This window comes from Mesorhizobium sp. USDA 4132, from assembly GCF_056279545.1.
Window position 1 is genome coordinate 4,207,262 of the sequence record NZ_JBWCCP010000001.1, and the last position, 12,330, is coordinate 4,219,591.

Here is a 12,330-nt window from a genome sequence, read left to right on the forward strand (position 1 = left end):
AAGATTCGCTGATTGAAGTAATGTGGGGCACCCACCGGAGAACGCAAGGCCAATCCTTGAGGATCGGCCTTGCTTGCGAACACAGGCCCGTGTTCACGAAACCGGGCTCTGTCTACGAAAACAGGATGGAGGAGAGGCGGCGGCGGGCCGCGATAGTCGCCGGATCCTTCGGTCCCCAGACATCAAAGAACGCCAGGAGTTGGCGGCGGGCACCGTCGTCGTCGAACGTGCGGTCCTTGCGCATGATCGTCAGCAGGTGCTCGGCGGCCTTGTCCCGTTCGCCCTGAACGTTGAGGATCTTGGCAAGCTTCAGGCGGGCGTCGTGGTCGTCCGGATTGGCATCGAGTTGGCGCTCGAGAGCCACGGGATCGCCAAGCTTGCGGGCTTCATCGATCTGCTCGAGCTTCTTGGCGACCGCCTGGATCGCCGGATCCTTGGCAAGCTCTTCCGGAAGGGAGGCGAGCATCTGGCTGGCGCGAGCCGTCTCGCCCATGGCGACCAGGCACTGCATCATTCCGGCGGCGGCCTTGGCATTTTCCGGATCGGCCTGCAGGACGGCGCCGTAAAGCTGGGCCGCGTCCTGGATATCGCCGGCGACGAGGAAGGCCTCCGCTTCGGCGAGCGCCCCTTCGATCTCGGCCGCATCTTCTGCGCCGGGAGGTCCGGCAAGCTTGTCGATGAACTGGCGCACCTGGCTTTCCGGCACCGCGCCCATGAAACCGTCGACCGGACGACCATCGACAAAGGCGATGACCGCCGGGATCGACTGGATACCGAGCTGACCGGGGATCGACGGATGATCGTCGATATTCATCTTGACGAGCTTGACCCGACCCTGGCCTTCGTTGACGACCTTTTCGAGCACCGGCGTCAGCTGCTTGCAGGGACCGCACCACGGCGCCCAGAAATCGACGAGAACCGGCTGGCGGCGCGATTCTTCCAGAACGTCCTTGGTGAACCCGGCCGTGCTCGTATCGGACACGTAACTCCCTGCAGGCGCCGACGTGGCGGGTGCCGCGCCAAAACTCGCCGAGGCGGTCATCTGTCCGCCGTAAGAACCGCCATAGGGGTTATTGCTGCCGCTCATGAATGTTCTCCCGGGAACGCTTTCGCATCTTTGCCATATAGGCTGCAAAGATCGTATGTCAGTCTGTCACTTTCAAGACAAGCGGCGGATGGCCGGTCGCTTCCAGAAAACGGATGAGATCGTCGCGCCCGATCGACGTGGTGGCATCGTTCGACAGCGGATGGCCGTTGATGATGTCGTGCTTCATCAGGTCTTCGTCGAGCACGAAGGTGACATTGCGTCCCGTATCGTTGAAGGCACCGAATACCGTCACCGAGCCGGGAACCACGCCGAGATAGTCCAGAAGCATTTCGGGCCGCCCGAACGAGACGCGGCTCGACGCTCCGATCACCTTGTGCACGGTCTTCAGGTCGACCGTCGCGCGCTCCTCGACCGTCAGGACGAAATACTGGTCCTTCTTGTCCTTCACGAACAGGTTCTTGGTATGGCCGCCGGGGATCTCGTCGCGCAGGCTTTCGGACTCCGCCACCGTGAAGACCGGCGGGTGCGTCTTGGTCGAATGCGCAATGTTCAGGCTGTCGAGGAAACGGAAAAGATCCTCGGCGGTTTTCGGCTCTGTCTCGGTCATGCTGATGGATTGGCTCTGTTGGCGGGCGGTTGAGATACGATCATAACCACAATGTAGCGCTCGGCCAAGGGAAGCGCACACGATCTCGTGAAGCGCTTGACCCAGAATGATGGGCGACCATTTAAACAGACATGGAGAACCGGCCTCCGACTATTCGGTCGGCGGCCCGTAGCCTGCTGATAAATAATAACTACTCCAGTTAACTCAAGTTTATTCCGCGCGACTTTTCGCGCCTCTCGATACCGGCCCCGGCCAATAACTGCCGCTCAATCTCCAGTGCCGGCGCAGCGCCCGGCTTCTTAACGGAAAGGTCTGCCTCATGGTCACCTTCACGCTCAACGGACAGGAAAGAACGTTCGACGGCGACCCCGACACTCCGCTTCTCTGGGTCATCCGCGATTTCGAAAAGCTCACCGGCACCAAATACGGCTGCGGCGTCGCCCAGTGCGGCGCCTGCACGGTGCATCTCGATGGCACGCCGCGACGCTCCTGCGTAACCCCGATCTCGACGATCGAGGGCTCGGACGTTGTCACGATCGAAGGCGTTTCCGGCACGGAAGCCGATGCGGTCAAGACCGCCTGGACCGGTCTCGACGTGCCGCAATGCGGCTACTGTCAGTCCGGACAGATCATGTCGGCGGTCGCCCTGCTGCAGATGGTGCCGAAGCCGACGGATGCCGATATCGACGGCGCGATGGCCGGAAATATCTGTCGATGCGCCACCTACCATCGCATCCGTGCGGCGATCCACAATGCCGCCAGTTCGATGGAGGGCTGAGCCATGACCATCCAGGACATCAACACCACCCGCCGCGGTTTTCTCGCCGGCTCCGGCCTCGTCATCGGCGTCGCTATCGCGCCAAAGATGCTCTCCGCTGCGCCGACCGGCGTGCATGCCGGCGGCGATCCGGCGCTGGCCCCGATGAATGCCTTCGTCAAGGTCGGTACCGACGACACGGTGACCGTGCTCGCCAAGCACATCGAATTCGGCCAGGGCCCGTTCACCGGTCTCGCGACGCTCGTCGCCGAAGAACTCGATGCCGACTGGAGCCAGATGCGCGCCGTCCACTCGCCGACCGACAACAAGGTCTATGCCAACCTGATGTTCGGCCTGCAGGGAACCGGCGGTTCGAGCTCCATCGCCAATTCCTATGAGCAGATGCGCAAGGCCGGCGCCACCGCGCGGGCAATGCTGGTTGCGGCAGCCGCCGAGGACTGGAAGGTGCCTGCCTCCGAGATCACCGTCCAGAAAGGACGAATCAAGCACGCCGGTTCCGGCAAGGAGAGCGGTTTTGGCGCATTTGCCGAAAAGGCGGCCCGCCAGACGCCGCCCGCGGAACCGAAACTCAAGGATCCGAAGGATTTCGTGCTGATCGGCACCGAACTGCCGAAACTCGACACCCATGGCAAGACCAACGGCACGGCGATCTTCACGCTCGACATCACGCCTGACAACCTGCTGATCGCCGTCGTTGCCCATCCGGAACATTTCGGTGCGACGGTGAAGAGCTTCAACGATACAGAAGCCCGCAAGGTGCAGGGTGTGGTCGACGTGAAACAGGTGCCGTCGGGCGTCGCCGTTTATGCGGACAACACGTTCGCAGCGCTCAAGGGCCGCGATGCGCTGAGCATCGAATGGGATCTCTCCAAGGCCGAGACCCGCTCGTCGGAGGAGCTCGCTGCCGACTACCGAAAGCTCTTCGGCGAAAAGGGGCTGGACGCGGCCAACAACGGCAATGTCGACGACGCCTTCAAGGCCTCCGGCCTGCAGACGGTGGAAGCCGAGATTGTCTTCCCCTTCCTCGCGCATGCGCCGATGGAACCGCTCGACGCCGTCTTCATCAAGGCGGATGACGGATCGGTCGATATCTATAACGGCGCGCAGTTCCCGGGCATGGACCAGTCGGTCGCCGCCAAGATCCTCGGGCTCGACGAAACGAAGGTCAGGGTGAACACCCAGCTCGCCGGCGGCAGCTTCGGCCGCAAGGCGCAGTTCGGTTCGCCCTACATACAGGAAGCGGCAGCCGTCTATGCCGCAACGGATCGCAGCCGTCCCTTGAAGCACATGTGGACCCGCGAGGACGACATCCGCGGCGGTTATTACCGCCCGATGTATGCTCACAGGATGCGCGGCGCCATCAATGCGCAGGGCCAGATCACGGCCTGGGAACAGGTGATCGTCGGCCAGTCGATCATGGGCAAGGCCGATCTCGACGAGACCTCGGTCGAAGGCGCCTCCAACCTGCCCTACACGATCCCGAACCTGAAGGTCAGCGCCCACAACGTCCAGCTCTCTATCCCGCCGCTCTGGTGGCGGTCGGTCGGCCACACCCATACCGGCTTTGCGGTCGAGACCTTCGTCGATGAGCTGTTCCAAAAGATCGGCAAGGATCCGGTCGAGGGGCGACTTGCGCTGCTTGGCGAAAAGCCACGCCATGCGGGCGTGCTGAAGAAGGCGGCCGAAATGGCGAACTGGGGCTCGCCTCTGCCGGAAGGCCGCGCCCGCGGCGTTGCGGTGGTCGAAAGCTTCAACACCTTCGTCGGCCAGATCGTCGAAATTTCGGTCGGGCCGGAAGGCGCACCACGTGTCCACAAGGTCTGGTGTGCGGTCGATTGCGGCATCGCCGTCAATCCGAACGTCATCAAGGCGCAGATGGAAGGCGGCATCGGCTACGGCCTCGGCGCAGTCCTCTTCGATGCGGTAACGCTCGCCAAGGGCGGCAAGATCGTGCAGTCGAACTTCCACGACTACCGGTCGATCCGCATCAACGAGATGCCGGACGTGGCCGTCGAGATCATCAAGTCGAGCGAAAAGCCGAGCGGCGTCGGCGAACCCGGCGTGCCGCCCGTCGGCCCGGCGGTTGCCAATGCCTGGCGGCGCCTGACTGGAGCGCCGGTCCGGCAGCTGCCTATCGTCAACATCGTTTCGGCCTGAGGATCAAATCCCGATGAATTGGAAACTCGCTATCACCGGCGTCGCGACACTCTGTCTTTTCGTGGGCGCCGGCACGCTGCTGTCGCCCGCCTCTGTCGCCCAGGACGCCAAGATCGACGCCAAGACGCTGAAGCCCGCCGCTTCCTTCCAGTCGATCGCCAACGAGCGGGAACGCTCCGCCGCGCTCTTCCAGGAGGCGGGCAAGGTCATCCAGCACCCGCGCTGCGTCAACTGTCACCCGGCGACCGACCGGCCGCTGCAGGGCGTCAACATGCACCCGCACCAGCCGCCGGTCTTCCGTGGCGACGGCGGGATGGGCCTGCCCGGCATGCAGTGCACCACCTGCCACAGCGCGGAAAACACCCCGGTTGTCGGCCAGGCCGATACGATCAAGAGCATACCGGGCAATCCCGCCTGGCATCTGGCGCCGATCGAGATGGCCTGGGTCGGCAAGTCGCTCGCCCAGATCTGCCAGCAGATCAAGGACCCGGCCCGCAACGGCGGCAAGACCATGGACCAGATCGTCGAGCACATGGCGCATGACGAACTGGTCGGCTGGGGCTGGAAGCCGGGTGCCGGACGCGAACCGGTGCCGGGCACGCAAGCTCAGTTCGGCGAGCTGATCAGTGCCTGGGTGAAGTCGGGAGCGGCCTGCCCGGCGTCTTGAGAATGAAGTGGCCGCCGGTTCCGGCCGGAACCGGCGGTTTGCAAGGGCTTTGACGGGATCGCAATTTTTCTTGGCGCCAATCGTCATTTCCCTGTTGCATTTGAAAAAGGACTGGGCCATATAGCGCCCGTCGCCGGCAACGAGCCGCGACGCCACGGTCAAGCTTTACTACCACGGACCGATGGATTGATGAGCGGGTGTAGCTCAGTGGTAGAGCACAACCTTGCCAAGGTTGGGGTCGAGGGTTCGAATCCCTTCGCCCGCTCCAAATTCCTCTTTCAAGACTATACTCTACCAGCCTGGCCGCAGGGCAAAGGTGCTCGACAGCGCCGCCCCGATTGCAGACGCAAAGCGGGCGCTTGCCCCTCCATTACCCTTTCCCCATGAATTTAATGATTCTCGCATGTTCACCGAATGCGCGAGATGGCATATTGGTTGCAACCACCCATGCGATCGCACCAGTGATTCGGTGGTTGAACTGGAGATGTGCCGTCATGGAATCTCGCCCACACCACCAAAAACTGAGCCAGAAAACCGCCGTTGAAACCATGCAACGGCTCGAGGGCATCGTCGCGTCGGCAATGGACGGGATCATCACCATTGATGACGAGCAACGGGTGATCCTGTTCAATCCGGCCGCCGAGCGCATGTTCGGCCTGCCGGCCAACGAGGCACTTGGCCAGCACATCTCCCGTTTCATGCCGGAACGCCATCGCCCGACCCATGCGGCGCACATTCATCGCTTCACCGAAACCGGCGTGACCACACGCCAGATGGGATCGCTCGGCGCGATCAGCGGCTTGCGCGCGGACGGCCAAGAATTTCCGATCGAGGCGTCGATCTCGCAGGTCGAGATCGGCGGCGAGCGCCTGGCCACCGTCATCCTGCGCGACATCACCGAGCGAAAGGCCGCGGAGGATGCCCTGCTGGAAAGCCGGCGACGCATGGAAGGGATTGTGGAATCGGCGATGGACGCGCTGATCACCGTCGACGGAGGTCAGCGGATCGTGCTGTTCAACCCGGCCGCCGAGCGCATGTTCGGCGTCGCCGGCAAAGATGCGATCGGCTCGCCGATCGAACGTTTCATCCCCGAACGGTTTCGGCATGGACATGGCGAACATATCCGCCTCTTCAAGGAGACCGGCGTTACAAATCGCCGGATGGGCGCATTGGGGGCGATCAGCGGCCTGCGCGCCAATGGCGAGGAATTCCCTGTAGAGGCATCGATCTCACAGGTACAGATCGGCGACGGAAAGCTGGCAACGGTCATCTTGCGCGACATCACCGAACGCAAGGCCAACGAGGATTCCCGCCAGCTATTGGCCCGCGAGGTCGATCACCGGGCCAAGAACGCCCTGGCGGTGGTGCAGGCGCTGGTCTCCCTGACCCGTGCCGAAACCAAGGAGGCCTTCATCGTTGCAGTTCGAGGCCGCGTTTCGGCGCTGAGCCGCGCACATTCGTTGCTCGCCCAGAACCGGTGGGAGGGCGGAGATCTCGCAGCGGTCCTCACCGAGGAAACCCGGGCCTATCAGAGCGTCAACCAGCTGATGATCGGCGGGCCTTCAGTCACTCTCACCCCCAATACCGTGCAGCCGGTCAGCCTCCTCATCCACGAGCTTGCCACCAACGCCGTCAAATACGGGGCATTGTCGGTCACGGAAGGGCGCGTCGATGTCTCCTGGCGCATCCTGCCCTCCCTGGAACTGGAGCTCCGCTGGACCGAGACCGGCGGCCCGGCGGTGCAGAAGCCGGAGTCCAGGGGCTTCGGCTCAACCTTGGTGATGGAAGTCGCCACCCGTCAATTGGCGGGCGAACTTGACATCAGCTGGCCGCCAACCGGTATGTGCCTGGTCGCGACGCTGCCCCGATCCGTCTACCGTCCCGACATTTCGGCCGGCTCGGTTCCCAGCGAGGAGGTTGCGCCCAAGTCGTCTGAGGCCGGTTCGGCGGGGCGGATACTTGTCGTCGAGGACGAGACCCTTATCGCCATGGAGCTCTGCAGCGAACTTGAATCGCGCGGCTGGGAAGTCGTCGGACCAGCGGCAACTACCGATGAAGCCATGCGCCTGGTCGGCGCCTCGCAACTTCCCGACGTCGCCGTCCTCGATGTCAACCTCGGGGGAAACCCCGTCTATCCGTTCGCGGAATGGCTGCAGACCCATGGCGTGCCCTTCCTGTTCTGCACCGGATACGAGCAGCTCGACGATCACCACGGCTTCAAAAACCGGACGACCATCCGAAAACCAGTGAACATGACGCTGCTGGAAGGTGAACTGCGCCGCATCCGTCAACCGACGTGACCGGAAAACGCCGCCGGCTTTTGGGCCAGCGGCGGCGTCAATTCGGAAAAGCCCGATCAGGCCGCACGCGAGCGATAACCGCCGGAAGCATAGGTCTGGGAGGGTGCACCGCCATTCGTCTTGAAGCGCGCCATCATGTCGGCGAGGCTGTCGGTTTCCTGGCGTCAGGCTCTGGGCAGCGGCGGTGGTTTCTTCCACCATCGCGGCGTTCTGCTGGGTCACCTTGTCCATCTGGTCGGCGGAGGCCGCCACTTCGCGCAGGCTCATCGCCTGTTCGCTGGTGCTCGAGCTGATCGTGTTGACGAAGGTGCTCATCTGCGCGACTTCGCCGACGATGTCGTCGAGCGATTTGCCGGAAGCGGTGACGAGCTCGACGCCCTGCTTGACCTGCGCGGACGATGTCGAGATCAGCGTCTTGATCTCCTTGGCGGCATCGGCCGAACGCTGGGCGAGCCCGCGGACTTCCTGGGCGACGACTGCGAACCCGCGACCGGCCTCGCCGGCGCGGGCGGCTTCGACCCCTGCGTTGAGGGCGAGAAGGTTGGTCTGGAAGGCGATGTCGTCGATCACCCCGATGATCCGGCTGATCTGCTCGGCCGAGCCTTCGATGGCAGCCATGGCGGCGACCGCACTGGCGACGATCTCGCCGCCGCGCTGGGCCTTCTGCTGCGCAAGCGATGCGACACCCTGGGCGCGGCTTGCGCCGCTGGCGCTGTCGTTGACAGCCGAGGTCACCTGGCCGAGAGCGGCAACCGTCTCTTCAAGGCTTGCGGCCTGCTGTTCCGTGCGCTTGGCGAGATCGTTGGAGGCGATCGAGATTTCCTGCAGACCCGCGCGGATCGTGCCGACGGCTCCGACGACCGAGCCGATCGCCTCCTCGAGATTGCCGACCGAACTGTTGAACTTGGCGCGGATCGGCTCGAATTCTTCGGCGACGGCACCGTCCATGCGGACCGTCAGATCGCCGCCGGCAAGCCGGTTGAAGCCCTCCTCGATCGCATGGACGAAAGCGCGCAGATCCTCGCCCTTGGCACTGTCGATCGCCGACTGGCGCTGGCGCTGATGTTCCTGCGCCTCGCGGGCCTCCGATGCCTGCTGCTCCAGCCGGACATTCTCCTCGGCGGATGCCTTGAAGACCTGGACGGCACGCGCCATGGCGCCGATCTCGTCCTGGCGCTCCTGGCCTTCCACCTTGGCGCCGAGATCGCCGCCGGCAAGCTTCGTCATTGTCACGGTCAAGCGACGGACCGTGCCTCCGAGCGAGCGGGCAAAGATCAGGAAGCCGATCAGCGACAGGATCGAAACGACGACGGTGCCGAGTGCGGTCATCCACAGCGCCGTCTCGCTGGCCGTGACCAGCGGCGTGATATCAGAGGCGATTTCGAGAACGCCAACCTTGGCGCCCGAGAAGTCGAGGAGCGGTACGGCCTCGACGGCATAATGCTTGCCGCCGATATCGGCATAACGCCGCACCGAGCCCTTGTCATAGGCCTCCTGAAGCTCAGCGCCGCTCAGGATCGGATTGCCGCCATAGGTGGACGCCTGCTTGTCGAATTTATCGGCGCCCTTGGTGTAGAGCGTGACATAAGCGTTCGCCTTCTTGGTCAGACGGGAGAAATAGGCATCGACGAGCTTCAGCCCGACATCCACCACGCCGACGACCTTGCCGTCCGTGACGACCGGGGCGGTTGCAAACAGGCTGACGGCGGTGCGGCCGGTCTCGATGCCAACCACCAGTTTCTTGTCGCTCAGCGAAGTCGCCACCATCTTGCGGCGCGCCTTGATATTGTCGCCGAAGACATCCGGATCATGCACGCGGGCAACCGCATCGGCCGCTGCGGAGCTGAAGGTGATCATTTCAAGCCCGCTCGCGTCCTTGACGCTCTTCAGGCTGGCGAAGCGGGAGAGCAGGCCCTGCCGATCGTTGGCAAGAATGAGCGGGGAGGTTTCCGGCAGGGAGGCGATCGTCAGCGCCAGCGCGGAGGCCGCACGCCCCTGGGCGGCCATGTCATCCTGGATTGCCGCGAGATCGTTATCAAGTTCGGTCTGCAGCGCCTGCTCGGTCATGCTCGACTGGCGTTCCCATGCAAGCCAGCCGATTACCACGCTCGCGAAAAGCACCGCTGCAAAACCGAAGAAGGTAAGCCGTCTCGACAATGGCTTCCTGATGCTGATCTCGTTCATATGTCCCTCGAAATTGTGCCCTGCAAAAGCAGAGGGCAGCCGCCCGGCGGGCGGCAATGCCAATCCTGAAGAAAACTATGTCGAAATCGGTTGAAATTTAACTAATGTCAAAATCCCATTGCGTTCCACAATGTAAAACGAGAAGCAATAACTTTGCTTCGGCGTGCGCCGCGGTAGAGTTACAACTGGACTCACCGATTTTACATGGAGACCGAAGCAAGCCCGTCTGAACGCCGGGAATTATTTTGACATGGGGGCGCGAGCTGGGCTCCGGCGCCGCCCACTGTCGTCATTGCTTTGAAAAGACATAGTCCGTTTCCTGCAGCAGGACCTCGCCCGGCCGCAGCACCGCATTCGGGAAGTTGGCGTGGTTGATGGCATCCGGCCAGACCTGGGTTTCCAGGCAGAACCCGGCAAAAGCCCCATACCGGCGGCCATCGAGGCCCGGCACGGGGATCTGCGACAGCTTGAAAGCGGCATAAAGCTGCACGCCGGGCTCGGTGGTGCGAACTTCCAGCGACACGCCGGAATGGATGCTGCGCGCCAAAGCCACCGCACGCTTGGTCGTTCGCTCCGGCGACAGGCAGAAGTTATGATCGAACAGGACCTGAGCCTCGCCGTCGAACCGCTTCATCGGCCCCATATCGCGCAGGTCGAAAGGCGTGCCCGCGACCGGCATCAATTCGCCTGTCGGCACCTGATTGTCGTCAAGGACGAGCACATGGTCGGCTGCGATCATGATGTCATGGCCGAGCGCGTCCTCGTGGCCGTCGAGGTTGAAATAGGTATGCTGGCAGATATTGGCGAGCGTCGGCTGATCCGTGGTGGATTGGTAGACGACGGAAAGAACGCCGTCATTCTTGAGTTGGTAGGTTGCCGTGATCGTGCAGTTTCCCGGATAACCGGCACGGCCGTCGGGATCGGTGATCCGCAGCACCACCTTGTCGGCAGTATGCTCGACGATCGTCCAATTGCTGCGGGCCGATGCCGTCAGAGCCGCCATGGAGGTGGGTGACGCCCCGTTCGTTCAGTTCCAGCTGATATTGCTTCCCATCCAGCGTGAAACGGCCACCGCCGATACGGTTGGACGAACGGCCGGGCGTCGCGCCGAAATATGGGGAATGGTTCAGGTAATCCTCAAGCCGCTCGAAACCGAGCACGAGCGGCGGCTGATGACCGTCGAGCCTGAGGTCCTGGATCACCGCACCCCAGGTGATGACGTTAGCAGTGAGCCCGCCGCCTGAAATCCGGACGCGATAGACGGTTTCGCCCTTTTCCGTGGTGCCGAAAACTTCGAAATTCTGATCCGCCATGAGATGGCTCCTCCACCGATATGTTTGCGGCAACCTGCGCGATTTGGCGGCGACCCGCAACGCCGTGGAGAAGAAAAAAGGCTCTATCGCGTGAGCGCGCGCGTCGCCTGTTCCAATCCACCGAGCGTCAGCGGGAACATCCGCTCGGTCATCAGCCGCCGCATGACGCCGATCGAGGTCGTATGGCTCCAATGATCCTGCGGCACCGGATTGAGCCAGACGCAGCGGCGGAAATGCTCGGTGACGCGCCTTATCCAGGCCTCTCCCGGCTCCTGGTTCCAGTGCTCCACGGAACCGCCCGTGTGGGTAATCTCGTAAGGGCTCATCGAAGCATCGCCGACGAAGATCACCTTGTAGTCGGCGCCGTAGCTGCGGATCAGATCGAGCGTCGGCGTCCGCTCCGACCGGCGGCCGTTCTCCTTCCACACGCCTTCATAGAGGCAGTTGTGGAAGTAGAAATGCTCCATATGCTTGAACTCGGTGCGGGCCGCCGAGAACAGTTCTTCGACCACCCGGATATGATCGTCCATCGAGCCTCCGACATCGAAAAACATCAGCAGCTTCACCGCGTTGCGTCGTTCCGGCCGGGTCTGGACGTCGAGATAACCATGTTCCGCGGTGGAGCGGATCGTGCCCGGCAGATCGAACTCCTCGACCGCCCCTTCCCGCACCCAGCGGCGCAGCCGCTTCAGCGCCAGCTTGATGTTGCGGGTTCCCAACTCCACCTTGTCGTCGAAATCGGCGAATTCGCGCTTGTCCCAGACTTTTACCGCCCGGCGGTGACGAGACTGGTCCTGGCCGATCCGCACGCCTTCCGGATTATAGCCATAAGCGCCGAAAGGTGACGTGCCGCCGGTGCCGATCCATTTCGAGCCGCCCTGATGCCGACCCTTCTGCTCCTCGAGCCGCTGGCGCAGGGTCTCCATCAGCTTCTCGAACCCGCCGAGCGACTCGACGAGCTTCTTCTCTTCGTCGGTCAGATGCTTTTCGGTGAGTTTGCGCAGCCATTCTTCGGGAATGCTGGTGACGTCCAGGCCAGGCTCCCCGGAGACCGCCTCGAACCCGCGGAAATAGGACGAAAAGACCCGGTCGAACTTGTCGATATGCCGCTCGTCCTTCACCAGCGCCGTGCGGGCGAGGAAATAGAAGGCCTCGACATCGAAATCCGCGATCCCTTCTTCCACCCCTTCCAGAAGGTCAAGGAATTCCCGGAGTGTCACCGGGATCTTCGCTTCCTTGAGGTGAAGGAAGAAGGGAATGAACATCGCGTCGAAAA

The 12,330-nt window shown here is 62.8% G+C and carries 7 protein-coding genes, 1 tRNA gene and 2 pseudogenes; 5 read left to right on the forward strand and 5 right to left on the reverse strand.

The features are described 5' to 3' along the window. Positions 1-112 precede the first annotated feature (112 nt). Positions 113-1,087 carry a thioredoxin gene (trxA, locus tag ACZ9IU_RS21050; RefSeq protein ID WP_038546741.1) on the reverse strand — a complete coding sequence of 325 codons (975 nt, stop codon included), beginning with the start codon at positions 1,085-1,087 and terminating at the stop codon, positions 113-115. A gap of 58 nt (positions 1,088-1,145) precedes the next feature. Then, positions 1,146-1,655: a prolyl-tRNA synthetase associated domain-containing protein gene (locus ACZ9IU_RS21055; RefSeq protein ID WP_038546745.1), complete on the reverse strand. Its 510-nt coding sequence runs from the start codon at positions 1,653-1,655 to the stop codon at positions 1,146-1,148. Positions 1,656-1,974: 319 nt separating this feature from the next. Here ACZ9IU_RS21055 and ACZ9IU_RS21060 point away from each other — a divergent pair, with 319 nt between their 5' ends. The 5 genes from ACZ9IU_RS21060 to ACZ9IU_RS21080 all read left to right on the forward strand — a co-directional run bounded on the left by ACZ9IU_RS21060 (position 1,975) and on the right by ACZ9IU_RS21080 (position 7,557). Continuing rightward, entirely contained in the window at positions 1,975-2,433 is a 459-nt protein-coding gene (locus ACZ9IU_RS21060) for a (2Fe-2S)-binding protein (protein ID WP_038546748.1), read from the forward strand. Positions 2,434-2,436: 3 nt separating this feature from the next. Continuing rightward, positions 2,437-4,590, forward strand: a complete 2,154-nt coding sequence (locus ACZ9IU_RS21065) for a xanthine dehydrogenase family protein molybdopterin-binding subunit (RefSeq protein ID WP_038546751.1) — start codon at positions 2,437-2,439, stop codon at positions 4,588-4,590. Between the two features lie 13 nt (positions 4,591-4,603). Continuing rightward, positions 4,604-5,257 (forward strand): hypothetical protein, encoded by a 654-nt coding sequence (locus ACZ9IU_RS21070; protein ID WP_038546754.1) that lies wholly within the window; start codon positions 4,604-4,606, stop codon positions 5,255-5,257. 193 nt (positions 5,258-5,450) lie between these two features. Further along, positions 5,451-5,525 (forward strand) — tRNA-Gly (locus ACZ9IU_RS21075). A 70-nt stretch (positions 5,526-5,595) separates the two neighbouring features. Further along, a complete protein-coding gene (locus ACZ9IU_RS21080) occupies positions 5,596-7,557 on the forward strand; it encodes a PAS domain S-box protein (RefSeq protein WP_244447448.1) in 1,962 nt (653 codons plus the stop codon). Positions 7,558-7,833: 276 nt separating this feature from the next. Here the strand turns inward: ACZ9IU_RS21080 and ACZ9IU_RS21085 are convergent. The 3 genes and pseudogenes from ACZ9IU_RS21085 to ACZ9IU_RS21095 all read right to left on the reverse strand — a co-directional run. Further along, positions 7,834-9,741, reverse strand: a pseudogene (locus tag ACZ9IU_RS21085) (methyl-accepting chemotaxis protein); the annotation flags it as partial. A gap of 289 nt (positions 9,742-10,030) precedes the next feature. After that, positions 10,031-11,054: pseudogene (locus ACZ9IU_RS21090) on the reverse strand (aldose epimerase family protein). A gap of 83 nt (positions 11,055-11,137) precedes the next feature. Next, positions 11,138-12,319, reverse strand: a complete 1,182-nt coding sequence (locus ACZ9IU_RS21095) for a vWA domain-containing protein (protein WP_038546763.1) — start codon at positions 12,317-12,319, stop codon at positions 11,138-11,140. Positions 12,320-12,330 lie beyond the last annotated feature (11 nt).